This window comes from Micromonospora sp. NPDC049114 (assembly GCF_040648635.1).
In the GTDB taxonomy this organism is placed as follows: domain Bacteria; phylum Actinomycetota; class Actinomycetes; order Mycobacteriales; family Micromonosporaceae; genus Micromonospora.
Map to the genome: position 1 here is coordinate 216,085 of NZ_JBEZEA010000004.1, position 22,502 is coordinate 238,586.

The following is a 22,502-nucleotide window of genomic DNA, read 5'->3' on the forward strand; positions in this document are numbered from 1 at the left end:
GGTGGTCTTTGCCGCGCGATGATGGCCATGTGAAGCCCAGCTACCCCGATGACGGCGATGTCGATCGGAACGCCGTACCCGGCCTGCGGCCGGTACCTACGGACGACGCGACGTCGGTCACGGTTGACGTCGACGGGGAGACGTTCGTTCTCCGCCCGAACGAGTGCGACGGCACCGACTACACGTGGCTCAGCGGGCCGAGGCCCGGCTACGGATTCGGTGTCGGTCCGACTCGCGGCCTGTCGCTCGACGAGCACCGGAAAAACATCCGTGACTACCTGGCCATGGTCGATCCTACGACCGGGCGCGTCGAGGACGACTGAGATGAAGCCCTAGCCGCAGATCTTGGACAGTTTCCGTTACGTCCTAACGGAAACTGTCCAAGATTGCGAGTCTCGATTAGCGAGAAGCGGCCGCCAGGGCGGGTGACGACCGAATGGCCTGTCGCCTGCCGGACGAGGCCGCCGAGCTGGGCGACGGGCACGACCACTATCGGACGGCGTTCGGGCCGGCGGCTGTCGAGGTGGCGCGGTCGCCGCCGCGGTGGAGTTGGGCGACGGGCCGGAAGCGGCCACTCGGCACGAGAAGGCGATCGCGAGGGATGGGTGGCGTTGGCTGCCGGTCGAGCACCGCGGCGCGCACCTGATCGACGCGGCGCGCGCGTACCTCCAAATGGACGACCCAGCCCACGCGGCCCGGGTCCTGGTAGGGGCCGAGCGCATCGCCCCCCGCCGAGATCAGCTACCGGCCAGCCGTCCGGCACGTGGTCGCCCAGGTAGCCCGCGATCCGGCGCCGACAGTGGCGGATCGGTGCGGCGGGCCGGCAGTTCCACGAAGATGGGCACATGGCGGAGAGCTACCCAGATGACGGCATCGGCGACCGGGACACCCCCGCGCAGGCCGTTCCCGGCCTGCGTCCCGAGACCGAAGGCACCGCCGACGCCGCATCGCGCACGCTCGACGTCGATGGCGAGACGTTCGCTCTTCGCCCGAACGACTGCGATGGCACCGACTACACGTGGCTCAGCGGGCCGAACCCCGGCTACGGCTTCGGCATGAGTCCCACCGCCGGCCTGTCGGTCGAGGAGCACCGGGAGAACATTCGCGACTTCCTGGCCATGGTCGACCCCACGACCGGCCGCATCGAGGACGACTGACACGACCGCGACGCCGCCGGCTGCCGGCTCGCGCTGCGTCCGAGGGTCACGGGGATCGCCGAGGCGCTCTCCCGACGGAAGCGGGTGATGATGACTCCAACGCTGTTTCTGACGGTGGGCCTGCCGTGCACCGGGAAGACCACAGCTGCCCGGCGTATGGAGGTCGAGTGCAGGGCCCTTCGCCTGACGAAGGACGAGTGGGTGAAGGCGCTCTACGGTCCCGAGAATCCGCCAGCGGCTCAGGACGTGATCGAGGGACGGCTCATCGAGATCGGGCTGCGCGCTCTCGAACTCGGCAACAATGTGGTGATCGACTACGGTCTGTGGAGTCGCGACGAGCGCTCCGCCCTACGGCAGGCCGCTGCGGACCTGGGCGCGACGGTGCAGATGCGCTACTTCGAACTCGCCCCTGCCGAGCAGCGCAGACGAATCGATGAGCGCCAGGCTGAAGCGCCACACACGACATGGCCCATGTCCGACGAGGAACTCGCCGAGTGGACTGCCAGCATCGACATCCCCACGCCAGGTGAGCTGGACGGCAGCGAACCCATTGACGACCCGCCGGCTGGATTCGCGACCTGGAACGAGTGGCGCACACATCGCTGGCCACCGTCGGTCTCCCTGCGGGCCTGATACCGCAGCGACCACACCGCCGCCTACGAAGCCACCGCGACCCACTCGGTACCGGCCCGGTGGGTAGCCTGACACCACCGCGCCCCTGTCCCGGTCGGTCTCGCAAAGAACACTGGGGTTCCGTGGCCAAGGGCTACTGGGTCAGTGCCTACCGCACCATTCCCGACCCGGAGAAGCTGGCTGCCTACAACAAGCTGGCCGCTTCAGCGGTCGCGGCCGGGGGCGGGCGGACCCTTGCCCGCGGTGGTCGGGTCGTCGCACATGACGCCGGAATCGCCGAGCGCACCATCCTGGTCGAGTTCGACAGCTTCGAACAGGCCGTCGCGGCACACGAGAGTGAGGCCTACCAGGAGGCGCTGGCCGCCCTCTCCGACGGCGTGGAGCGCGACTTCCGCATCATCGAAGGCATCGACTGACCGGGTCGACCGCGCCGATTCCTGCGCCGCGAAGAGCGGCGACCGGCCGGCGGCACGAGCCGTAGGTGCGGATCAGCCAGTGGCCGCCTCCGGGCCGACGGAGCGCGGCAGCACCACCGCCTGGGCGGCGATGACGCGTTCGCCGTCGAAGGTCAGCGCCGGCGAGCCGTGCAGCCGATAGCCCTGATCGAGGAGCGCGCTGACGCGGGCGCAGAATTCGGCGTCATCTCGTCCGGTGATGAGGCGGTAGCCGAGTGGCTTCGTGAGGTCCGACATCGTCGCATTGTCCCTGCCCGGCGGCCGAAGCCGCGCCTCGGCTGGTTTTGTGGGCGCTGCGGCTACTGCGCCTCGGCCGCTCGGCCGTTGACCCCGTCACATCGATCTGTTTGGCTGCCTTCGCGATGACCTTGAAAGCCCCTCGCAAACGGGAGATAGTCATGTCATTCGGTGCCGCCATCAAATCGGTCTTCAGTCAGTACGTCGGTTTCACGGGTCGGGCCCGCCGGTCTGAGTACTGGTGGTTCGCTCTGTTCTCCATCCTCGTCGGTATTGTCGCGGCCATTCTGGACAGCGCTCTCGGATTGACCTTCGTGGACGGTTCGACGAGCGGTGTCATCGGTCTTATCGCCTCCCTGGTGCTGCTGCTGCCGACGCTCGCTGTCGCGGTGCGGCGCCTGCACGACACCGACCGGACGGGGTGGTGGGTGCTGATCGGCCTGGTGCCGCTCGTGGGCGCCATCGTCCTGATCGTGTTCTTCGTGCAGGACGGCACGCCCGGAGCCAACCGTTTCGGCCCCAGCCCCAAGGGCTGACCGCTTTCCGCGCCACACCGCGCGCGGATCCGAGACCGGGCAGGAAGGTCCCCTTCCGACAGGGCTGTCGGAAGGGGACCTTCGTCGTCGAGGTGCCCGCGGCGCACGCCGATGAGGACGACGCCTGCGCCCAGAAGCCGCAGACGGTCAGCCGACCGGGTTGCCGATCTTGTCGCGTTCGAGGGCGGTCCGCAGCATCCGCAGCGCGTCCGCCGCGGCGTCGAACTGTGCGGGTCCGAGTGCTGCCTGGATGAGTTCGGTGATGGTCGCGAAGGTGCTCTCCGCGTCGTCGACGAGGGCGCGGCCGGCGTCGGTAAGTTCCAGCAGCGAGGAGCGTCGGTCCGCGGGGTTGGGGATGCGCCTGACCCACCCCCGTCCCTCCAGGCGGTCGACACCTTTGCTTGTCGCGCCGACGCCGATGGCGAAGAACTCGGCGAGGTCGGCGACGCGTGCGCCCGGGTGCGCGCGTAGATGGCGCAGGAACTCGAACTGCGATGCCGCGATCCCGTGTCGGCTCCGCTGCAGGTCGTTCAGCATGTTGTAGAGGCGGGTCTCGCACCGGACCAGATCACTGAAGAACGTCGCAGTTGCCGCCGTCGCAGGGTCATTGCATGCCGTGGCAGGTAAATTATCTTCCACGGCATGTAGATTACGGCAGGGCCTCGAAGGAGTACCACCATGAGCAAGGCACAGCGCGCAACCATCGACGCCATGCTGCGGCGCGGCTCGCAGGGCTTCACCCCACTCCCGATCGAGCAGATGCGCCGCGACTTCGCGGAGCTGATGGCGATGTTCCCGGTACCGAAGGTGCGCACGTCCGACACGACGCTCGGCGAACGGGCCGCGGTGCTCGTGGAACCGGAGGGCGAGACACGTCCGGGCACCATCCTGTACTTCCACGGCGGCTCGTTCTCCGTCGGCTCTCCGCGGACGGCGATGGGGCTGACCGCCAGCCTGGTCCTCCGGACCGGATTCCGCGCGCTGTCACTGGACTACCGGCTCGCGCCGGAACACCCGTTCCCCGCCGCGATCGAGGACTGCCTCGACGCGTACCAGGCGCTGCTGGACGCCGGGGTGAACCCACAGTCCATCGCCTTCGCCGGCGACTCGGCAGGTGGTGGCCTGTCCGTGACGACCACGCTCGCCGCGAGAAGGGCCGGACTGCCGATGCCCGGCGCCATCGTCGCGTTCTCACCCGGTCTCGACCACACCCGCACGGGCGCGAGCATGACGACCAAGGCCGGTGTCGACCCCCTCTTCACCAGCGAGAGCATGGCTCACACGGGCGCGCTGTACCTCGGCGGGCAGGATCCGAACCAGGAACTGCTCGCCCCGGCGGTCCTGGCCGATCTGACCGGCTTCCCGCCGCTGCTGCTGCAGGTGGGAACCAACGAACTGCTGCTCGACGATTCGGTACGGCTCGCCGAACGCGCCCGTGACGCCGAGGTCGACGTCATCCTCGACATCACGGCCGGGGTACCGCACGTGTTCCAGTCCTTCGTCGGTCAACTCGACGAGGCGGACCATGCGCTCGACCGCGCCGCCCTGTTCCTCAGCCAGCAGCTGAGCGCCTGAGGCGACGACCTCGTTGCGGCGGACCCGACCTCACAGGTGGGTGCGGAGGAAGTCGAGCTCCAGCGGCAGCAGCCGCTCGGCGGTGCCGTTCGCGGCCATGTGGGTGGCGCCGGTCAGCGGCAGCACGGCGTGCGGGCGGCCGGTGCTCAGCAGGGCCGCGGAGAGCCGGAGCGTGTGCGCGGCCACCACGTTGTCGTCGGCCAGGCCGTGCACCAGCAGCAACGGGCGGGCCTGGTCCGGCCCGGTGACCGGCTCCGCCGCCAACTCGATCAGCGAGTGGTGCGCGTACACGTCCATGCCGTCCTCCGGCAGGCCGAGATAACGCTCGGTGTACGCGGTGTCGTACAGCGCCCAGTCGGTCACCGGTGCGCCTGCGATCCCGCACTTGAACAGCTCCGGGTGGCGCAACACCGCCAACCCGGCCAGCCATCCGCCGAACGACCAGCCGCGCACCCCCACCCGGCCCAGGTCCAGGTCCGGATGCTTGCCGGCGAGCGCGGTCAGCGCGTCGATCTGGTCAGTCAGGATCACGTCGGCGACCCGCCGGTGGATCGCCTTCTCGAACGACGGCGCCACGCCCGGCGTACCCCGGTTGTCGATCGTGACCACCGCGAACCCGGCGTCGGCCCACCACTGCCGCTCCAGCCACGCGGCCCGGGCCGCCACCACCTCCTGGTGTCCCGGACCGCCGTAGATGTCCAGCAGCACCGGCAGCCGCCGGCCCGTCACATGGTTGTCGGGGTAGAGCACCGCCGCCGGCAGCCGCCGGTCGGTCACCCGCTCCAGCAGGGGCAGCGGAGAGTACGGCGGGTTGGCGGCCAGTGACCGCAGCTCGGCCAGCTCCTGCCCGCCGCGCGACACCGTCCACCGCACCCCGGCATGGTCCAGCGAGGCGGTCCCCACCACCAGGACGTCCCCGCCGACGGCAGCGGTGTGCCAGCCCGAGTCGGTGGTGAGCCGCCGGGCGTCCACCCCGCCCCCGATTGTCGTACGGACCCGGAACAGGTGCCGCTCGCTCGGCTCGCCGTCACTCGCCTCGACCAGCAGGTCGGCGGGACCGCTGACGGCCGGCAGCCGGCCCACCACCCGCCGCACGTACAGCGACGGGGGTGTGAGCAGGGTGCCGTCGGCGAACAGGCAGCGGGCGTCGTACCCGTCGTGGGCCAGTTCGCCGCCGACCAGCACCCGGCCGTCGGGCAGGTGGGCAGGTGTGCCGGCGATCGGCTCCACCCAGCGCGGATCGGCCAGCTCGGCGTGCACCTGCGTCTCACCGGTGCGCGGGTCCACCGCGAGCACCAGGCCGTGCTGCTGCGAGCGGCGCAGCACGGTGATCAGCGGGCTGCCCTCGCCCCAGCTCACCCCGGTCAGGTACGGGTAGGTCTCGCGGTCCCAGTGCACGTCGACCCAGCCGTCGTCCAGGTCCAGCAGGTGCAGGCTGACCTCGGCGTTCGGGCCGCCGGCCCGGGGATACGCGACGGCCGTCGGCGGGCTGGCCGGCTCGGCCGGGTCGTGCAGGTGCCAGCGGTCCAGCCGAGACTCGTCCACCCGGGCGGCGAGCACCATCCGCCCGTCCGGGGCCCACCAGTAGCCCCGGTACCTGCCGAACTCCTCAGCCGCGATGTGCTCGGCCAGACCCCAGCTCACTCCGGCGTCCTCGCCGGCCAGCAGGGTGTCCGTGCCATCGGCCTCGATGACGCGCAGCTCACCCCGGCGCACGCCACCGGCCGCGTCGGTCACGTACGCCAGGCGTTCCCCGGTCGGATCCGGTCGAGGATCCAGCACCGGACCGACGGCGGCCACCTCCACCACGTCACCGTGCACCAGATCGGCCCGGAACAGCCGACCGGCCAGCGCGAACACCGCGATCCGGCCGGCGGCGTCCAACGCGTACGAGCCGATGCCGGCGGCGGTGAGCCGCAGCCGTTCCCGCAGCGCCCGCTCACCCGGGGAGAGCGCCCGCACGTCACCCTCGGCGCCCAGCAGGGTCGCCGGGTCGGCCACCAGGCGTTCCTCGCCGGTCGCCACGTCCAGCAGCCAGAGCGCGTCCGCCGGATCCTCCGGGCCGGCGGAGCGCAGGAAGATCACCCGGGAGCCGTCTTCGGCCACGGAGACGGCGCGCGGCGCACCGTGGCTGAACCGGCGGGTGCGGGCGGCCAGCTCCGGAAAGTCCACAGGCCAAATCGTAGAGCCGCGCCGGGCGTGATGTGGCCGACCTGGGCGGACGCGTCGACGACCCGGGGAGAGAACCGCCAGTTAGAGTGACCGTCGTGACGACGTTGCCCGACCGCCGCCTGCTGCTGGTCCACGCGCACCCCGACGACGAGTCGATCGGCACCGGCTCGACCATGGCCCACTACGCCGCCGCCGGCGCACACGTCACGCTGGTGACCTGCACCCTCGGCGAGGAGGGCGAGATCCACGTACCGGCCCTCGCGCAGCTCGCCGCCGCGGAGGCCGACCAGCTCGGCGGGTACCGGATCGCCGAGCTGGCCGCCGCCTGCGCCGCGCTCGGCGTCAGCGACCACCGTTTCCTCGGTGGCGCCGGCCGTTACCGCGACTCGGGGATGATGGGCCTCGCGACGAACGACCACCCCCGCGCCTTCTGGCAGGCCGACCTCGACGAGGCCGCCGGGCACCTGGTGGAGGTCATGCGGGAGGTACGCCCCCAGGTGCTCATCACGTACGACCCGAACGGCTTCTACGGCCACCCCGACCACATCCAGGCGCACCGGGTGGCGATGCGCGCCGTCGAGCTGGCCGCCGTCGAGGGCTGCGCCCCGGCGAAGGTCTACTGGACGGCGATGCCGCTCAGCGTGCTGGAGGCCGGCATGGCGCACTTCGCCGAATCCTCGGACAACCCGTTCGCCGGCATCCGAGACCTGGCCGAGCTGCCCTTCGGCACCCCGGACGACCAGATCGCCGCCCGGATCGACGGCACCGACCAGCACGCGGCCAAGGAGGCGGCGATGCGGGCGCACGCCACCCAGATCCCGGCCACCTCCTGGCTCTACTCGATCGCCGGCAACTTCGGGGGCGAGTTCATGGGCGTGGAGTTCTTCACCCTCGCGGTCGGCGCGAAGGGCCCGGGCGTCGGCCCGTACGGCTGGGAGGACGACCTCTTCGCCGGGCTGCCCTCGGAGGTTCCCGTGGACCGGTCCCCGGTCGCGGCGGCCGGTCTCCGGTGACGCTCCCCGCCGCGCCGATGTCGGTAGTGAACGACCAGGACACCCCGCCCGAGGCGGGGCCACCGCCGCGACTGCTGGACCTGGGTCTGCGGCTGGCCGGCGCGGTCGTCGTGATGGTGGCGGGGGTCGTGACCGGTGTGCTGGAGCTGCTGCTCGCCACCCTCCGGGTCGGTGGGCAGCTCATCGGGGTCTCGGCACTGCTCGCCGTCGGCGCCAACATCGTGCTGAGCTGGTTCGCGCACGAGGCGGTCGGCCGTCGCTGGGCGGTGGCGCTGCCGGCGGTGCCGTGGTTCGCCCTGATGGCGGTGGCCGCCATCCGCACCACCGAGGGCGATCTGCTGCTGGCCGGTGACAACTGGGTCGGCCTGGCGATGATCGTGGCCGGCGCGATGACGTTCGCCGTGATGGGTTTCCGGCAGATCCTCGCCCCGCCGCCCACGCTCGGTCGTTGGTGACGCCACACAGCTACGGGTGGTAGATATTCCTGCCAGGGATGTGGCCCCGCAGACGGGGCGTACGGCAGGAGGTCGTGCGATGGACAGACGGTGGCGGACCATCGGGGTGCTCGCGGGAGGGCTGTTCGCGGTCAACCTGGTCGCCCGGCTGGTCACCCGGTTCGCTTTCGACGGTGACGACGCCGCGGCCGACCGGGTGTCGCTGGCGATGTTCGTGGTGATCGGATTGACCATGGCCGCGATCGCCTTCCGCTGGGGACGCGCGCGGCCGCTGGCCTTGTGGGCGGGCGACGTGGCGGTCGTGGTGCTGGTGGCCATGGCCCTGACCGTGCTGGTCGGCCCGCTGGTTGTCGGTCACAACCCGTTCGCCGACGGCGCGGGCACGTTCTTCGCCCAGATCTGGCTCTACCTGCTCGCCACCGGCCTCGGGACCATGATCGGATACCTGGTCGCGACCGCCCTCGGTCTCGACCACCGCTCTCAGCAGCTCAAGCGGTACGCCGAGGTCAAGGCGGCCAAGCCCCGCCGCGTGGTCCGCCGCTGACGCCCCCCGCCGATCTTGCACTTTCGGTCGTCGATACGGGCGGAATGCCCTAGTGCGCCGCGGCAGAAAGTGCAAGATCGGCGAACGGGGAGGGTGCGGGTCGGTCAGGCTGGGGCTACCCGGGTCAGGTAGGTGTGGTGGGTGGTGAAGCCGAGCGTCCGGTAGAGCGCCACCGCAGCGGCGTTGTGCTGCTCCACCTGGAGAAACGCGTGTGTCGCGCCGGCAGCGGCGCCCCAGGCGGCCAGCTCGCCGATCACGCGGCGGGCCAGCCCCTGCCGACGTAGCGCCGGCAGCACCTCGATCAGGCTGAGGCCCAACCAGCGGCCCTCGCCGGTCACCGTGCCCCGGCCGATCGCCACCAGCGTGCCGTCGACGTACGCGTGGGCGAACCGGACCTGGTCCACCGCGGTGAGCACGTGCCGGGCGGCGTCCGGCAGACCACCCTTGCGGCCGGCGGCGACCGCGAGCCAGTCCGCGCTCGGCGCGGTCACCACCTCGACGACCGCACCGCCCGGCTCGCCGACCGCGATGCCCGGCCGGCCGAGCTCGGAACGCTGCGCACCGACGCCAACGCGCGGCCCGCCGACGGTCCCGCCCGGCTCGGGCGTCGACACGCCCGGGATACGGGCGGCGGGCGTCGCCAGGGGGAGCGGCGCGGTCTGTACGAGTGTCGGTGGGCGGCTGTCCCAGCCGCGTTCGTCCAGCTCGGCGCCGACCGGCGCGGCGAGCGGCAACGGCGTGTTGATCATCGCCGGCCGGCCCCGGTCGGCGTACCAGCGCTCGACCGCGTCCACTGCCGCCGGCAGCGGTCGGTCCGGATCGCCGATCGGCAGTGCCGAGTTGGCCCGGCCGGTCCAACCCTCGGCCGAGCGCAGCAGCCAGTCGCCGAGCCGGCCGCGCGTCGGCGCCGGCCAGGCCTCGTCGGCGGCCCGTTCGAGCGCCACCACCGCGGCGGCGGTCGGCCGGCGGGTCGGCGGCACCCGCTTGGCCCGGTGCACCTGCGCCACCGGAACGCGCAGCGGGCCCTGCGCCGTGGCGAGGGTGAGATGAGTCTCGCTCAACTCCACCAGCTCGCCGAGGGCGTCAGAAAACAGCGGGCGGCCTTCGCGAATCCCCACAATCCGGCGGACCACGATCCGGTGTCCCACATCCTGCTGTCGGAGCACGATCGACCCCCTCCCCGGCGAGATACTAGGCTCTTACCGTCGCGGGAGATCGCGGCGCGTCTTGCGGAGGAGAAGACCGGTGACCTACATCATCGCCGAGCCGTGCGTGGATGTGCTCGACAAGGCATGCATCGAGGAGTGCCCGGTCGACTGCATTTACGAGGGCAATCGGATGCTCTACATCCACCCCGACGAGTGCGTCGACTGTGGTGCCTGTGAGCCGGTCTGCCCGGTGGAGGCGATCTTCTACGAGGACGACGTCCCCGAGCAGTGGAAGGACTACACCGGCGCGAACTACGAGTTCTTCGAGGAGCTCGGCTCGCCCGGCGGCGCCTCGAAGATCGGCAAGGTGGAGAAGGACGCCACCTTCGTCGCCGCGCAGCCGCCGCGCGGCGAGGGCCACTGAACCGGCCCGCGCCGGTTTCGGCACGGCTGCCCGAGTTCACCTGGGACACCCTGGACGCCGCGGCCACGCTGGCCGCGGCGCATCCGGAGGGCCTGATCAACCTCTCCATGGGCACGCCTGTCGACCCGGTTCCGGCGGTGATCCGGCAGGCGTTGGCGGACGCGTCCAACGCCCCGGGTTACCCGCTGACCGCCGGCACCCCGGCGCTGCGCGACGCGATAGCGGCGTGGGTCGCCCGGGCCTGTGGTGCTGGCGTCGACGGTCTCGGCGTCCTGCCGACCATCGGCTCCAAGGAGCTGGTCGCCTGGCTGCCGACCCTGCTCGGCATCGGTCCCGGCGACGTGGTGGTCGTGCCGTCGATCGCCTACCCGACGTACGAGGACGGGGCCCGGCTGGCCGGCGCGACAGTGGTCCGCGCCGACTCGCTCACCGCTGTCGGGCCGACCTCGCGCGTCCGGCTGGTCTGGGTCAACTCGCCAGGTAACCCGACCGGGCGGGTGCTGCCCGCGGCGCATCTGCGCAAGGTCGTCGACTGGGCCCGGGAGCGCGGCGCGGTGGTCGCCAGCGACGAGTGCTACCTGCCGCTGGGCTGGTCGGCCGAGCCGGTGTCGGTGCTGTCGCCGCAGGTCTGCGGCGGCGACCACACCGGAGTGCTCGCCGTGCACTCGCTGTCCAAGCGGTCCAACCTCGCCGGCTACCGGGCCGGGTTCGTGGCCGGCGATCCGGCTCTCGTCGCCGAGCTGTTGAAGGTGCGCAAGCACGCCGGCATGATCGTGCCCGCGCCGGTGCAGGCCGCGATGGTGGCCGCCCTGCAGGACGAGGAGCACGCCGTCGAGCAGCGGGAGCGCTACCGCGCCCGGCGCGAGGTGCTGTCCGCCGCCTTCACCGGCGCCGGCTTCACGATCGAGCACTCGGAGGCGGGTCTCTACCTCTGGCTCACCCGCGACGAGGACTGCTGGGAGACTGTCGACTGGCTGGCCCGGCGCGGCATCCTGGTCGCTGCCGGTGTCTTCTACGGCCCCTCCGCCCAGCGGTACGTCCGGGTGGCGCTGACCGAGTCCGACGAGCACGGCGCAGCGGTCGCCGGCCGGCTGCGGGCCTGACCCCGGGCGGCCGGCCATGACCGACGGCGGCACCGGACGGTACGCCAACGTGCGGGCGGCGGTGCTCGGCACCGGTCTGATCGGTGGTTCGCTGCTGCTGCGTCTCGCCGACGCCGGCCTGGACGTCGCCGGGTGGGATCCGGACCCGGTGACGCGGGAACGGGCCCGGGAGCGCGGTGTGACGGCTCCGGCCACCATCGAGCAGGCCGTCGCCGGCCGGGACGTGGTCTTCCTCTGCGGTCCGCTGCCCACCCTGCCCCGGACGCTGGCCCAGGTGGCCGACCTGACCGCGCCGGGTTGTGTGCTCACCGACGTCGGCAGCACCAAGGTCGAGGTGGCCGCGGCCGCCGACCGGCTGGGGCTCACCGACCGTTTCGTACCCGGGCACCCGATGGCGGGCGCGGAGTCCGCAGGCCTGACGGCGGCCTCCCCGGCGCTGCTCACCGGTGCGGCCTGGGTGCTCTGCCCGGCGACGGGTGCCGCGACGCTCGCCTTCCGCTGGCTGACCGGCCTGCTGGTCGAGCTGTTCGAGGCCCGGGTGGTGCCGATGTCCGCGCCGGCGCACGACTCGGTGGCCGCGCTCGCGTCGCACGTGCCGCACCTGTTGGCCGGCGCGCTGGCCGGGGCGGTGCAGCGGTCGCCGCTGCGCGACGCCGTGCTGGCGCTGGCCGCGGGCAGCTTCTCCGACGGCACCCGGGTCGCCGGCACACCTGCCGAGCGGACGGCGAACATGCTGCTCGGCAACCGCGAACGGGTCCTGCGCGAGCTGGCCGAGGTCCGGGTGCTGCTGGACGAGTTGGCCGGCGCGCTGAGTGCCGGCGACGCGCCCGCGCTCACCGCCGGGTACGCGCAGGCCGGGGCGGCGCGGTCGGCGTTGCGGGGCCGCCGGTTCGCCCCGGCGGACCGCGAGTTCCCGGCCGGCGGCGACCATGCCGTCGAGGTGGCCTGGCTGCGCGGGTTGGGCGACGCCGGCGGCCACCTGACGGGCTGCCGGATCGGCTCGGACGTCGTCTCCTACCCGGCGTGGCTGCCGGTGCCTGACTAGGCTGGCAGGCATGGCGACGGACGGCCCGGTTGTGCAGGTGCGTGGCGAGGCGACCCGGGAGGTGCCGCCCGAGTTGGCGCGGTTCGCGGTCACCGTGACGGCGCGCGCCCGGGATCGGGAGGCGACGCTGACGCAGCTCGCCGAGCGGGCGGCCGCCGTCCGGGTGCTGCTGGACGCCTCGGAGCCGGCGGTGGCCCGGCGGGAGGCCGGCGACCTGTGGGTCCGGCCGCAGACCAAGCGCTCGGGTGAGCGTGTCGTGGGCTGGCTCGGCAGCGTCACCACGACGGTCACCGTCACCGACTTCACCGCTCTGGGCGAGCTGATGCTCCGGCTGGCCGACCAGGACCAGGTCGAGGTGGCCGGCCCCTGGTGGGAGCTGCGTCCGGACAGCCCGGCGTACCGCGAGGCGCGGCACGCGGCGATCAGCGACGCGCTGCTGCGCGCCCGGGAGTACGCCGAGGCGCTCGGCGCCCGCGTCACCGCGTTGATCGAGCTGGCCGACTCCGGCCCGGGGGACCGGCCGATGTTCGCCCGGGCGGCCTTCGACGTGGGGGGTGCCGGCGGCGGGGCACCCGAGCTGGAGCTGGATCCGCGGCCGCAGACCGTGCAGGCGGCGGTGCAGGCCCGGTTCACGATCAGCGATCCGGTGCTGGGCTGATGCCGCCGGCCCGGGTGCTGGCCGTCGAGGAGCTGGTGGCGCGGGCGCGGTCACTTGCCGACGTCGGCCCGCGGCAGCTGCTCGGCATCACCGGGGCGCCCGGCGCCGGCAAGTCCACCCTGGCCGAGCGGATCGTCGCCGAGGTCGGGCCGAGCGCCCGGCTGGTGCCGATGGACGGCTTCCACCTGGCCCAGTCGGAGCTGCTCCGGTTGGGCCGCGCCGACCGCAAGGGCGCGGTCGACACCTTCGACGCCAACGGGTACGTGTCACTGCTGCGCCGGTTGCGCCGGCTGGAGCCGACCTCGGTGTACGCGCCGGAGTTCCGCCGCGAGATCGAGGAGCCGGTGGCCGGGGCGATCGAGGTGCCGCCGTCGGTGCGCCTGGTGGTGACCGAGGGCAACTACCTGCTGGTGCCGGACTTTCCGTGGCAGGAGGTCCGGACGCTGCTGCACGAGGCGTGGTTCCTCGACCTGGACGTCGAGCTGCGCCAGTGCCGGTTGACCGCTCGGCACGAGGCGTACGGGCGGTCACCGGAGCAGGCGCGCGCCTGGGCGTTGGGCAGCGACGAGGCCAACGCGACCCGCGTCGTCCCCACTGCCGACCGGGCCGACCTGGTGGTCCGCCTGCCCGACCCGCCGGTGACCTGAACGGCAGTCGTCACTGCTCGCCGCGGTCGTCGCGGGTCATGTCCCCGGTGGTGGGCGTTCCCTCATCGAGCCGGTACCGCAGGAGCACCGCGCCCTTGGCGGAGGTGGCGGGCGGCTCGACGAGGGTCAGGTTGGCCGGTACGGCCCCGCCGTCGAACACCTTCTTGCCGACGCCCAGCACGATCGGGAAGATCCACAGGTTGAGCCGGTCGAAGAGGCGTTCGCGCAGGAGCGTCTGGACCAGGTTCAGGCTCCCGATCACGTGGATCTTCTCGTGCCTGTCCCGCAGCTCGCGTACGGCGCTGCCCAGGTCGGGGCCCAGCTGGGTCGAGCCGGCCCAGCCCAGATCCGGGTTGCCCCGCGAGGCGACGTACTTCGGGATGCGGTTGAACAGGGTGGCGATGTCGCCGTCGACCCCCTCGCCCTGCTTCGGCCAGTAGCCGGCGAAGATGTCGTACGTCCGGCGGCCCAGCAGCAGCGCGTCCATGCCCTGCATGCCCTCCATGACCTGCTGGCCGCCCGTCTCGTCGAACAGCGGCGCCTGCCAGCCTCCGTACGGGAAGCCCTCCGGGTCCTCGTCGGGACCACCCGGTGCCTGACCGACCAGGTCGAGTGTCGCGAACAGGTCGATGTGGATCGTTCCCATGCTGGTCTCCTAGTCGAGGTCGCGGACCGGTCGGGCCGGGTTGCCGACCGCGACCACGTTGGCGGGCAGGTCGCGGGTCACCACCGCTCCGGCGCCGACGACGGTGTTCGCGCCGATCGTCACTCCCGCGAGCACTATCGCGCCGCCGCCGAGCCACACATTGTCGCCGATGGTGATCGGTTTGGCGGCCTCCCACTTGTCGCGGCGCGGGTCGGGTTCCACCGGGTGGGTCGGGGTGAGGAGCTGCACGTTCGGTCCGACCTGGACGTCCGCGCCGAGGGTGATCGCCGCGACGTCGAGGAAGACCGCGTTGTAGTTGACGAAGCTGCGGGGGCCGATCCGGATCTGCCGGCCGTAGTCGCAGTAGAACGGTGGACGGACCCAGGTGCCCTCACCGAGCTCGCCGAGCAGGTCGCGCAGGGCCGCGAGCCGCTGCGCCGGATCCGCCGCGGGGCTGGTGTTGAAGCGTTCCATCAACCGGGCGGCCCGGTCCAGGTCGGCGATGAGCTCGGGATCGTCGGCGAGGTAGGGCTCACCCGCGAGCATCTTGTCCTTCATGGAGGTCACCCGGTCGATGATGCCCGCTGACCTGCCATCCGTTGGCAGGTCCGTCATATTCTGGCCCTCTTTTATGCATACTCGGTATGTAATACTGTCGGTGGTCAATGCGTCTCTTCTGGTTACAACGCTCCACCAAGGAGGATCCGTTGCATCGACGCAGCAGAATGACCGCAGCCATCGCCGCCGCAGCCCTCGTGCTGGGCACTCCGGTGATCGCCGCGGCTCAACCACCCGCCAGCGCCACCAAGGCCACCAAGGCCACCAACGCCACTACGGGCGCCGCGCCGCGCGCCGCGTCCACCACCACAGTCACCCTGCTCACCGGAGACCGGGTCACCGTCACCGACTCCGGGTCCGCCTCCGTACGCCCCGGTCCGGGGCGTACGCACCAGCGGTTCATCACCACCCGTGACCGTGGCCACCTCACGGTGCTGCCGCAGGACGCCCTGCCCCTGGTTCGCGCCGGCCGGGTCGACAGGCGGTTGTTCGACGTGACCGGGCTGATCGACGCCGGCTACGACGACGCCCGCCGCAACGCTCTGCCGGTGCTGGTCACCGGCGACGCGGGCGCCCGGAAACGCTCCGCGGCACCGGCCGGGCTGACCGTCACGGCGGAGTTGCCGGCCATCGGCGGGTTCGCCGCGACCGCCGACAAGCAGCAGGCCACCACGGTCTGGGCGGCGCTGACCGGCGCCGGTGCCCGGGTCGGCACGGCGGGGGGCGCCGACCGGATCTGGCTCGACGGCCGTCGTCAGGTCACCCTCGACCACAGCGTGCCGCAGATCGGCGCCCCGGCCGCGTACGAGGCCGGCTTCACCGGTCGGGGCGTCCGCGTGGCGGTGCTGGACACCGGGATCGACGCCAGCCACCCCGACCTGAGCGGTCGGATCGCCGAGGCGCGGAACTTCACCGAGGCCACCGACACCGACGACACCGTCGGCCACGGCACGCACGTCGCCTCGATCATCGCGGGTAGTGGCGCCGCCTCCGGTGGCAAGTACCACGGTGTCGCTCCGGACGCCACGCTGCTCAACGGCAAGGTCTGCGAGGAGGGCGGCTGCATGGAGTCGGCGATCCTGGCCGGCATGCAGTGGGCGGCCGCCGACCAGCACGCCGATGTGATCAACATGAGCCTGGGCGGCACCGACACACCCGACGTCGACCCGTTGGAGGCGGCCGTCGAGTCGCTGACCGCGCAGACCGGCGCGCTCTTCGTCCTCTCCGCCGGCAACGACGGCACGGACGGCTCGGTCGGCTCGCCGGGCAGCGCCGAAGCGGCGCTCACCGTCGGCGCGGTGGACCGCGACGACGCCCTCGCCGACTTCTCCAGCCGTGGCCCGAGGGTGGGCGACGGCGGGCTGAAGCCGGACCTGACCGCCCCGGGGGTCGACATCGTCGCCGCCCGTGCCAAGGGCGCGCAGATCGGCGAGCCGGTGGGGGAGGGATACCTCGCGCTCTCCGGCACCTCGATGGCCGCGCCGCACGTCACCGGCGCGGTGGCGCTGCTCGCCCAGCAGCACACGGGTTGGGCGGCGGCCCAGCTCAAGGCGACCCTGATGGCCTCGGCCAAGCCGCACCCGGAGCAGACCGCCTTCCAGCAGGGCGCCGGCCGGGTCGACGTGGCCCATGCGATCACCGAGCGGGTGACCAGCACCCCGGTCAGCGTCTCGTTCGGTCAGCCGGCCTGGCCGCACGACGACGACACCCCGGTCGCCCGGCAGGTCGACTGGCACAACGACGGTCCGGCCCCCCTCACCCTCGACCTGACCCTGGAGGTGATCGGCCCGGACGGCCAACCGGCTCCGGCCGGCATGTTCTCCCTCGGGGCGGGCCAGGTCACCGTGCCCGCCGGCGGCACGGCGGGCACCACTGTCACAGTGGACACCCGCATCGGGACGGACGGCTACTGGACCGGCCGCATCGTGGCCCGATCCGGCACCGCCGTGGCGGTCACCCCGATAGCGGTGAACCGGGAGGTGGAGAGCTACCAGCTCACCGTCCGGCACCTCGATGCCAGCGGTGCGGCAGCCAGCGACCACGTCACCACGCTGATCGACCTGGACACCCTCGGCAGTCGCAACCTGTACGACCCGGACGGCACCGTCGAGGTCCGCGTGCCGAAGGGTCGCTACGCGCTGGCCAGCATCGTCTTCGGAGACGACGTCGCTGCCCAACTGGTCCAGCCGGAGCTGGTGCTCGACGGGGACACCACAGTCACCGTCGACGCCCGCACGGCACGGCCGGTGCGGACGACCATCCCGGAGCGGACGGCAGTCCCGGATCTGGTGGACATCGGCGCGAACTTCATCGGCGCGGACGACAGCTCCTACGGCTTCGGCCTGCTCGGGTTGGACTTCACCGGGCTAGCCACCGGGCACCTCGGCCGGGTGGTCTCCGGCGCACGGTTCTTCGGCACGGTGAGCAGCCAGTGGCGCAAGCCGGAGGTGGCCAGCAGCCCCTACCTGTACGCGCTCAGCGAGAAGATCCCCGGGAGGATGCCGACTGGTTTCGACAAGACCTACCGCGCTCGGGACCTGGCCACGGTCACCCACGAGTTCCGGGGTGGCTACCCCGGCATGCTCTCCGAGCGGGTGGTCTTCCCGCACCTCGAACCGGACCTGGGTGGCTGGGCTACGGTCCTGCCCACCGCCGTGCCCGGGCAACGCGTCGAGCACTACAACACCAACGGGCTGCGCTGGTCCTCCGAGCTGACGTTCGGCGTACCCACCGACGAGGGGTGGCTCGACACGAAGGCGGTGCTGGAGGCCGAACCGAAGGCGTACCGGGCCGGCCGGCACGTCCGGGAGACCTGGAACAGCGCGCCGTACGGGCCGTCCTTCCCCGCGCCGCGCTGGCCGGGCCAGGGCGTCACCCGCCTCGGTGACGAGATCCTGGTGAGCCTTCCGCTGCACAGCGACGCCGACGGCCACGCCGGCGGGTCGATCACGGACGCCGGCCGGACCGCCCTCTACCGCGACGGCGTCCTGGTCGACGAGCTGACCGAGCCGGGTTACGGCCAGTTCACGGTGCCGCCCGGCGTCGCGAACTACCGGCTGGAGGTGTCGGCGAAGCGCAGCTTCACCGACCTGAGCACCGAGGTCGGGGCGACGTGGACGTTCCGGTCCGGGCACGTGCCCGGCGACGACTACCGGCCACTACAGGTGTCGGCGATCCGGTTCGCGCCTCCGCTGGACGGGAACAACGCCGCAGCGGCCGGTCGGAGTCTGGTCATCCCGGTGCAGGTGCAGCCGCAGCCCGGTGTCCCCGGATCGCGCGTGACCGGGCTGCGGGTGGACGTCTCCTACGACGGCGGGCGTACCTGGCAACCCGCCCGGGTCCGGCACGGCGGCCACGGTTGGACGGCCACCGTCCGGCATCGGGCGGCACCCGGCCACGTGTCCCTGCGGGCCACCGCCCGGGACGCCGCCGGCAACACGGTGACCGAACGGATCATCCAGGCGTACCGGTTGCGCTGAGGCGTACCCCCGCCGGGTCCGCGGCGCAGCGCCGCGGACCCGGCGGGGACGTCAGTCGTTGGCGTGCAGGGCGGCGTTCAGTTCGATGCCCCGGCCGGTGCGCGGGCGGGCCTCCAGCGCGCCGGTCACCGAGTTGCGCCAGAACAGCAGGCCGTCGACGCCGGACAGGTCGCGGGCCTTGACCACGCGACCGTCCGGGAGGGTGATCTTCGACGCGGCGGTGATGTAGCAGCCGGCCTCGACCACGCAGTCGTCGCCGAGCGAGATGCCGACACCGGCGTTCGCGCCGATCAGGCTCCGCTCGCCGATGCTCACCTTCTCGGTGCCGCCACCGGAGAGCGTGCCCATGATCGAGGCGCCGCCGCCGATGTCGGAGCCGTCGCCGACCAGCACGCCCTGCACGATCCGCCCCTCGACCATCGAGGTGCCGACGGTGCCGGCGTTGTAGTTGACGAAGCCCTCGTGCATCACTGTGGTGCCGGCGGCCAGGTGCGCGCCCAGGCGGACCCGGTCGGCGTCGGCGATCCGCACACCGGAGGGCACCACGTAGTCGGTCATCCGGGGGAACTTGTCCACCCCGTACACCGCCAGGTGCCGGCCGGCGGCCCGCTCGATCACCCGCAGCTCGTCCACCCGCTCCGGCGGGCACGGCCCGGCGGACGTCCAGGCCACGTTGGCCAGCTTGCCGAAGATGCCGTCGAGGTTGAGCTGGTTGGGCCGCACCAGGCGGTGCGACAGCAGGTGCAACCGGAGGTACGCGTCGGACGCGTCCTTGATCGGGTCGTCCAGCGAGCCGATCACGGTGACCACCTGCTCGGTACGCAGACCGGGCAGCGCCCGGTCGCCCAGCGCGCCCGGCGGCAGGTCCAGCACGTCCGACTCGCCCTCGCCGGCTACCAGCGGCAGCTCACCCAGGCCCAGCTTCCCGGTCGGATACCAGGTGTCGAGCACCTGCCCGTCGGCGGTGACGGTGGCCAGGCCGATGCCCCAGGCGGAATCTGCGGACGTCACTGTTACACCTCTCGGTCGCGGCCAGGCCGGCCTCGGCTCGCTCCTCGCACTGACAGACCTGAAGGTACCGTGCGAACCATGGAGAACCCGCTGACCCCCGAGGTCCTCGCCGATCCGGTGCAGCTGACCCGCGTACTGGTCGACATAGAGTCCGTGTCCCTCAACGAGAAGGCCATCGCCGACTTCGTCGAGGAGGTGCTGCGGGGCGTACCGCACCTGTCCACCCACCGGCACGGCAACACCGTGATGGCGCGCACCGACCTCGGCCGGTCGCAGCGCGTCGTGCTCGCCGGTCACCTGGACACGGTGCCGTTGAACAACAACTTCCCGTCGACAATGCGCGGCGACCTGATGTACGGCTGCGGAACCTCCGACATGAAGTCCGGCGTCGCGTACGCCCTGCACCTGGCCGTGACGCTGCCCAACCCGCGCTACGACGTGACGTACTTCTTCTACGAGGCCGAGGAGATCGAGTCGCGCTACAACGGGCTCAACCTCGTCGCGCAGGCGTTCCCGGAGTGGCTGGAAGCGGACTTCGCGGTGCTGCTGGAGCCGACGTACGGCATCGTCGAGGCGGGCTGCCAGGGCACCATGCGGTCGGTGGTCACCACGACCGGCGTACGCGCCCACTCGGCGCGCTCCTGGCACGGCGTGAACGCGATCCACGCGGCCGGGGAGGTGCTGCGTCGTCTCCAGACGTACGAGGCACGCCGGGTCACCATCGACGGCTGCGACTACCGCGAGGGCATGAACGCGGTACGGATCAACGGTGGTGTGGCCGGCAACGTGGTCCCGGACCACTGCGAGATCGAGGTCAACTACCGGTTCGCTCCGGACCGCACCCCCGCTGAGGCGGAGGCGCACCTGCGTGAGGTGTTCGACGGCTTCGAGGTGCGGGTGACCGACACCGCGGCGGGTGCCGCCCCGGGGCTGGAGGCGGCCCCGGCGAAGGAGTTCCTGGCGGCGGTCGGCGCCGCGCCGATCGGCAAGCTGGGCTGGACGGATGTGGCCCGGTTCGCGGCGATGGGGATCCCCGCGCTGAACTTCGGCCCGGGCGACCCGAACCTCGCCCACCACCCCAACGAGCACGTCGAGATCAGCAAGATCCGGGACGGCGCGGCGACGCTGCACCGCTGGCTCGCCCCGGCCTGACCTGGTCGGGCCCGTTGCGGGCCGGCCGGTCGGCAGTGTTTCCGGCGATCAAGAGGTTCGCGTCAGCCGGGCCCGTTGTCGGCGGCGCGAACCTCTTGATCGGCTCCGGATCCGGAGGCGGCGGGCGACAGGGCGGGGTCGAGGTCACGGGCGCGGCGGCGCTCGGCCACCACGTCGTGGATCCGTCGCTGCATCTGTCGACGGATCCGGATCATCTCGCTGTTGCTGATCACGCTGTCTCCTCCCCCGAAGGCGCGCGCCCGGGCATACCCGGTATGTGAATAGTAAGACGTACGGGGAAGCCAAATAGTTGCCCATGATCGCGAACTATTTCTCGGCGTCCCCGCCCCGCACACCCGGCGTGTGCGGCTCCACTACGGTTGCCTCATGAGCCAGAACAACGGGCGGGAGGCCGGCCGCGGCCCGGGGCAGGAGCGGCACCGGGGCGCCGTCACGCTGCGCCGGGGGGCGATCCCGAGCAGCACCGCCGACCAGCGGCTGCTCGACTCGCGTGGGCGCGGGGACTGGAAGACCAGGGACGCCTGGCGGGCGCTGCGCATCCTCTCCGAGTTCGTCGAGGGCTTCGACACCCTCGCCGACCTGCCGCCGGCGGTCAGCGTCTTCGGCTCGGCCCGCAGCGGCCCGGACACGGCCGAGTGCCGGCTCGCCGAGGAGATGGGTGGCGCGCTCGCGCGGGCCGGTTACGCGGTCATCACCGGGGGTGGCCCGGGAGTGATGGAGGCCGCCAACCGGGGCGCCACCGAGGCCGGCGGGCTCTCCGTCGGGCTCGGCATCGAGCTGCCGTTCGAGCAGGGCATCAACGACTGGGTCGACCTGGCCATCGACTTCCGCTACTTCTTCGCCCGCAAGACCATGTTCGTCAAGTACGCGCAGGCGTTCGTGGTGCTGCCCGGTGGCTTCGGCACCATGGACGAGCTGTTCGAGGCGCTCACCCTCGTGCAGACCGGCAAGGTCACCCGGTTCCCGGTCGTGCTGATGGGCGTCGCCTACTGGCAGGGACTGCTGGACTGGCTGCGCGACACCATGGCCGCCAGCGGCAAGATCGGCCCGGTCGACCTGGACCTGATCTGCCTCACCGACGACGTCAACGCGGCCGTCCGCCACATCGTCGAGGCCGAGGCGGCGCTCTCCGTCGAGCAGGAGGCGGTCCGCGACGAGGCAGTGGCGCGTACCGGCGCCGACCAGCAGGCCGCCGCCGAGCAGGCCCCCGACCGGCCCCGGGAGAGCTGATGGCGGCCGTCTGCGTCTTCTGCGCCTCGTCCCGCACCCTCGACCAACGCTGGCTCGACCTCGCCACCGAGACCGGCGCGGAGCTGGCGCGACGCGGTCACACGCTGGTCAGCGGCGGCGGTTGCGTCGGCATGATGGGCGCGGTGGTCGACGGCGCGCGGGCCGCCGGCGGGCGCACCGTGGGCGTCATCCCGCAGGCGCTCGTCGATCTGGAGGTCGCCGACCTGGCCTCGGACGAGCTGCTGGTCACCGACTCGATGGCCAGCCGCAAGACCCTGATGATCGACAGGTCGGACGCGTTCCTCGCCCTGCCGGGCGGGCTGGGCACGCTGGACGAGCTGTTCGAGGTCTGGACCACCGCCACCCTCGCCCTGCACACCAAGCCGATGGTGCTGATCGACGCGGACGGCTTCTACCGGCCGCTGCTGGACTGGCTGGCCACCATCACCGACCAGAATTTCCTCAAACCCGCCGGGCGCAATCTGCTGACCGTGGTCGCCACGGTCCCCGAAGCGGTCAAAGCTCTGGAGTCCCACCTACCCTGACTCCGGGTCCCACCCGGTCGGTCATGAGAGGTGGCGGCAGGGCCGTCGGCGTGTCGTG

Annotated in this window: 26 protein-coding genes; 18 read left to right on the plus strand and 8 right to left on the minus strand. The window is 72.1% G+C overall.

Going from position 1 to position 22,502, the window contains the following annotated elements:
• Positions 1-29 precede the first annotated feature (29 nt).
• The 4 genes from AB0B39_RS15935 to AB0B39_RS15950 all read left to right on the plus strand — a co-directional run bounded on the left by AB0B39_RS15935 (position 30) and on the right by AB0B39_RS15950 (position 2,206).
• Entirely contained in the window at positions 30-323 is a 294-nt protein-coding gene (locus tag AB0B39_RS15935) for a hypothetical protein (protein WP_357574639.1), read from the plus strand.
• A gap of 522 nt (positions 324-845) precedes the next feature.
• A complete protein-coding gene (locus tag AB0B39_RS15940; RefSeq protein WP_357574640.1) occupies positions 846-1,157 on the plus strand; it encodes a hypothetical protein in 312 nt (103 codons plus the stop codon).
• A 90-nt stretch (positions 1,158-1,247) separates the two neighbouring features.
• Positions 1,248-1,790, plus strand: a complete 543-nt coding sequence (locus AB0B39_RS15945) for an ATP-binding protein (RefSeq protein WP_357574641.1) — start codon at positions 1,248-1,250, stop codon at positions 1,788-1,790.
• A 122-nt stretch (positions 1,791-1,912) separates the two neighbouring features.
• Positions 1,913-2,206: a DUF1330 domain-containing protein gene (locus AB0B39_RS15950; protein ID WP_357495731.1), complete on the plus strand. Its 294-nt coding sequence runs from the start codon at positions 1,913-1,915 to the stop codon at positions 2,204-2,206.
• Between the two features lie 72 nt (positions 2,207-2,278).
• Here AB0B39_RS15950 and AB0B39_RS15955 read toward each other — a convergent pair whose 3' ends face one another.
• A complete protein-coding gene (locus AB0B39_RS15955) occupies positions 2,279-2,482 on the minus strand; it encodes a DUF1737 domain-containing protein (RefSeq protein ID WP_357495733.1) in 204 nt (67 codons plus the stop codon).
• A 161-nt stretch (positions 2,483-2,643) separates the two neighbouring features.
• On the opposite strand from AB0B39_RS15955, the gene AB0B39_RS15960 reads away from it, so the two are divergent.
• Positions 2,644-3,018, plus strand: a complete 375-nt coding sequence (locus tag AB0B39_RS15960) for a DUF805 domain-containing protein (RefSeq protein ID WP_357495735.1) — start codon at positions 2,644-2,646, stop codon at positions 3,016-3,018.
• A 147-nt stretch (positions 3,019-3,165) separates the two neighbouring features.
• Here AB0B39_RS15960 and AB0B39_RS15965 read toward each other — a convergent pair whose 3' ends face one another.
• A complete protein-coding gene (locus tag AB0B39_RS15965; protein ID WP_357495737.1) occupies positions 3,166-3,555 on the minus strand; it encodes a MarR family transcriptional regulator in 390 nt (129 codons plus the stop codon).
• Between the two features lie 141 nt (positions 3,556-3,696).
• Between AB0B39_RS15965 and AB0B39_RS15970 the strand changes: the two genes are divergently transcribed.
• Positions 3,697-4,593 carry an alpha/beta hydrolase gene (locus AB0B39_RS15970; RefSeq protein ID WP_357574642.1) on the plus strand — a complete coding sequence of 299 codons (897 nt, stop codon included), beginning with the start codon at positions 3,697-3,699 and terminating at the stop codon, positions 4,591-4,593.
• Between the two features lie 30 nt (positions 4,594-4,623).
• Here the strand turns inward: AB0B39_RS15970 and AB0B39_RS15975 are convergent, their stop codons facing one another.
• Positions 4,624-6,765, minus strand: coding sequence for a prolyl oligopeptidase family serine peptidase (locus AB0B39_RS15975; protein WP_357574643.1), 2,142 nt, complete (start codon positions 6,763-6,765; stop codon positions 4,624-4,626).
• Between the two features lie 86 nt (positions 6,766-6,851).
• Between AB0B39_RS15975 and mshB the strand changes: the two genes are divergently transcribed.
• From mshB to AB0B39_RS15990, 3 genes are all read left to right on the plus strand, one after another.
• Positions 6,852-7,778: an N-acetyl-1-D-myo-inositol-2-amino-2-deoxy-alpha-D-glucopyranoside deacetylase gene (gene mshB, locus AB0B39_RS15980; protein ID WP_357495743.1), complete on the plus strand. Its 927-nt coding sequence runs from the start codon at positions 6,852-6,854 to the stop codon at positions 7,776-7,778.
• A gap of 17 nt (positions 7,779-7,795) precedes the next feature.
• Positions 7,796-8,233, plus strand: coding sequence for a hypothetical protein (locus AB0B39_RS15985; protein ID WP_234583822.1), 438 nt, complete (start codon positions 7,796-7,798; stop codon positions 8,231-8,233).
• A gap of 79 nt (positions 8,234-8,312) precedes the next feature.
• Positions 8,313-8,777, plus strand: a complete 465-nt coding sequence (locus AB0B39_RS15990; protein ID WP_357574644.1) for a hypothetical protein — start codon at positions 8,313-8,315, stop codon at positions 8,775-8,777.
• A gap of 104 nt (positions 8,778-8,881) precedes the next feature.
• Here the strand turns inward: AB0B39_RS15990 and AB0B39_RS15995 are convergent, their stop codons facing one another.
• Positions 8,882-9,943, minus strand: coding sequence for a GNAT family N-acetyltransferase (locus tag AB0B39_RS15995; RefSeq protein WP_357574645.1), 1,062 nt, complete (start codon positions 9,941-9,943; stop codon positions 8,882-8,884).
• Between the two features lie 79 nt (positions 9,944-10,022).
• Here AB0B39_RS15995 and fdxA point away from each other — a divergent pair, with 79 nt between their 5' ends.
• From fdxA to AB0B39_RS16020, 5 genes are read left to right on the plus strand one after another with little or no spacing between them, the layout of a single operon-like run.
• Entirely contained in the window at positions 10,023-10,349 is a 327-nt protein-coding gene (gene fdxA / locus AB0B39_RS16000; protein WP_091422126.1) for a ferredoxin, read from the plus strand.
• On the plus strand, positions 10,346-11,452 hold the full coding sequence (gene dapC, locus AB0B39_RS16005) for a succinyldiaminopimelate transaminase (protein WP_357574738.1): 1,107 nt from the start codon (positions 10,346-10,348) through the stop codon (positions 11,450-11,452). The genes fdxA and dapC overlap by 4 nt, the downstream gene beginning before the upstream one ends.
• A gap of 16 nt (positions 11,453-11,468) precedes the next feature.
• Positions 11,469-12,497 (plus strand): prephenate dehydrogenase/arogenate dehydrogenase family protein, encoded by a 1,029-nt coding sequence (locus AB0B39_RS16010; RefSeq protein WP_357495749.1) that lies wholly within the window; start codon positions 11,469-11,471, stop codon positions 12,495-12,497.
• 10 nt (positions 12,498-12,507) lie between these two features.
• Positions 12,508-13,155 carry an SIMPL domain-containing protein gene (locus AB0B39_RS16015; RefSeq protein ID WP_357574646.1) on the plus strand — a complete coding sequence of 216 codons (648 nt, stop codon included), beginning with the start codon at positions 12,508-12,510 and terminating at the stop codon, positions 13,153-13,155.
• The gene (locus tag AB0B39_RS16020) at positions 13,155-13,802 is read left to right on the plus strand and encodes a nucleoside/nucleotide kinase family protein (protein WP_357574647.1); all 648 of its coding nucleotides are present in this window, start codon (positions 13,155-13,157) and stop codon (positions 13,800-13,802) included. Before AB0B39_RS16015 ends, AB0B39_RS16020 begins: the two co-directional genes overlap by 1 nt.
• 10 nt (positions 13,803-13,812) lie before the next feature.
• Here the strand turns inward: AB0B39_RS16020 and AB0B39_RS16025 are convergent, their stop codons facing one another.
• Together AB0B39_RS16025 and AB0B39_RS16030 are read right to left on the minus strand one after the other, a co-directional pair.
• Complete coding sequence (locus AB0B39_RS16025; protein ID WP_357495755.1) at positions 13,813-14,448, minus strand: dihydrofolate reductase family protein; 636 nt, start codon at positions 14,446-14,448, stop codon at positions 13,813-13,815.
• A gap of 9 nt (positions 14,449-14,457) precedes the next feature.
• A complete protein-coding gene (locus tag AB0B39_RS16030; RefSeq protein WP_357495757.1) occupies positions 14,458-15,015 on the minus strand; it encodes a sugar O-acetyltransferase in 558 nt (185 codons plus the stop codon).
• Positions 15,016-15,173: 158 nt separating this feature from the next.
• On the opposite strand from AB0B39_RS16030, the gene AB0B39_RS16035 reads away from it, so the two are divergent.
• A complete protein-coding gene (locus AB0B39_RS16035; protein ID WP_357574648.1) occupies positions 15,174-18,485 on the plus strand; it encodes a S8 family serine peptidase in 3,312 nt (1,103 codons plus the stop codon).
• 51 nt (positions 18,486-18,536) lie between these two features.
• On the opposite strand, the gene dapD is transcribed toward AB0B39_RS16035, so the two are convergent.
• Positions 18,537-19,496: a 2,3,4,5-tetrahydropyridine-2,6-dicarboxylate N-succinyltransferase gene (gene dapD / locus AB0B39_RS16040; protein ID WP_357495761.1), complete on the minus strand. Its 960-nt coding sequence runs from the start codon at positions 19,494-19,496 to the stop codon at positions 18,537-18,539.
• A gap of 78 nt (positions 19,497-19,574) precedes the next feature.
• Between dapD and dapE the strand changes: the two genes are divergently transcribed.
• A complete protein-coding gene (dapE, locus tag AB0B39_RS16045) occupies positions 19,575-20,648 on the plus strand; it encodes a succinyl-diaminopimelate desuccinylase (protein WP_357574649.1) in 1,074 nt (357 codons plus the stop codon).
• A 62-nt stretch (positions 20,649-20,710) separates the two neighbouring features.
• On the opposite strand, the gene AB0B39_RS16050 is transcribed toward dapE, so the two are convergent.
• Positions 20,711-20,881: a hypothetical protein gene (locus AB0B39_RS16050; protein WP_357495763.1), complete on the minus strand. Its 171-nt coding sequence runs from the start codon at positions 20,879-20,881 to the stop codon at positions 20,711-20,713.
• 154 nt (positions 20,882-21,035) lie between these two features.
• Between AB0B39_RS16050 and AB0B39_RS16055 the strand changes: the two genes are divergently transcribed.
• Both AB0B39_RS16055 and AB0B39_RS16060 read left to right on the plus strand, forming a co-directional pair.
• On the plus strand, positions 21,036-21,899 hold the full coding sequence (locus tag AB0B39_RS16055) for a TIGR00730 family Rossman fold protein (protein WP_357495765.1): 864 nt from the start codon (positions 21,036-21,038) through the stop codon (positions 21,897-21,899).
• Complete coding sequence (locus AB0B39_RS16060; RefSeq protein WP_234583807.1) at positions 21,899-22,444, plus strand: TIGR00730 family Rossman fold protein; 546 nt, start codon at positions 21,899-21,901, stop codon at positions 22,442-22,444. The genes AB0B39_RS16055 and AB0B39_RS16060 overlap by 1 nt, the downstream gene beginning before the upstream one ends.
• Positions 22,445-22,502 lie beyond the last annotated feature (58 nt).

What these genes read in the sequence shown, in the direction of transcription:
- AB0B39_RS15940 (WP_357574640.1), top strand. Translation starts at nt 846, where the DNA reads ATGGCGGAGAGCTACCCAGATGACGGCATCGGCGACCGGGACACCCCC.
- AB0B39_RS16015 (WP_357574646.1), top strand. Translation starts at nt 12,508, where the DNA reads ATGGCGACGGACGGCCCGGTTGTGCAGGTGCGTGGCGAGGCGACCCGG.
- AB0B39_RS16025 (WP_357495755.1), bottom strand. Translation starts at nt 14,448, where the DNA reads ATGGGAACGATCCACATCGACCTGTTCGCGACACTCGACCTGGTCGGT.
- AB0B39_RS15990 (WP_357574644.1), top strand. Translation starts at nt 8,313, where the DNA reads ATGGACAGACGGTGGCGGACCATCGGGGTGCTCGCGGGAGGGCTGTTC.
- AB0B39_RS16060 (WP_234583807.1), top strand. Translation starts at nt 21,899, where the DNA reads ATGGCGGCCGTCTGCGTCTTCTGCGCCTCGTCCCGCACCCTCGACCAA.
- dapE (WP_357574649.1), top strand. Translation starts at nt 19,575, where the DNA reads ATGGAGAACCCGCTGACCCCCGAGGTCCTCGCCGATCCGGTGCAGCTG.
- AB0B39_RS15960 (WP_357495735.1), top strand. Translation starts at nt 2,644, where the DNA reads ATGTCATTCGGTGCCGCCATCAAATCGGTCTTCAGTCAGTACGTCGGT.
- AB0B39_RS15970 (WP_357574642.1), top strand. Translation starts at nt 3,697, where the DNA reads ATGAGCAAGGCACAGCGCGCAACCATCGACGCCATGCTGCGGCGCGGC.
- AB0B39_RS15985 (WP_234583822.1), top strand. Translation starts at nt 7,796, where the DNA reads ATGTCGGTAGTGAACGACCAGGACACCCCGCCCGAGGCGGGGCCACCG.
- AB0B39_RS15965 (WP_357495737.1), bottom strand. Translation starts at nt 3,555, where the DNA reads ATGCTGAACGACCTGCAGCGGAGCCGACACGGGATCGCGGCATCGCAG.
- AB0B39_RS16035 (WP_357574648.1), top strand. Translation starts at nt 15,174, where the DNA reads ATGACCGCAGCCATCGCCGCCGCAGCCCTCGTGCTGGGCACTCCGGTG.
- AB0B39_RS16020 (WP_357574647.1), top strand. Translation starts at nt 13,155, where the DNA reads ATGCCGCCGGCCCGGGTGCTGGCCGTCGAGGAGCTGGTGGCGCGGGCG.
- AB0B39_RS16055 (WP_357495765.1), top strand. Translation starts at nt 21,036, where the DNA reads ATGAGCCAGAACAACGGGCGGGAGGCCGGCCGCGGCCCGGGGCAGGAG.
- AB0B39_RS15955 (WP_357495733.1), bottom strand. Translation starts at nt 2,482, where the DNA reads ATGTCGGACCTCACGAAGCCACTCGGCTACCGCCTCATCACCGGACGA.
- AB0B39_RS15945 (WP_357574641.1), top strand. Translation starts at nt 1,248, where the DNA reads ATGACTCCAACGCTGTTTCTGACGGTGGGCCTGCCGTGCACCGGGAAG.
- AB0B39_RS16010 (WP_357495749.1), top strand. Translation starts at nt 11,469, where the DNA reads ATGACCGACGGCGGCACCGGACGGTACGCCAACGTGCGGGCGGCGGTG.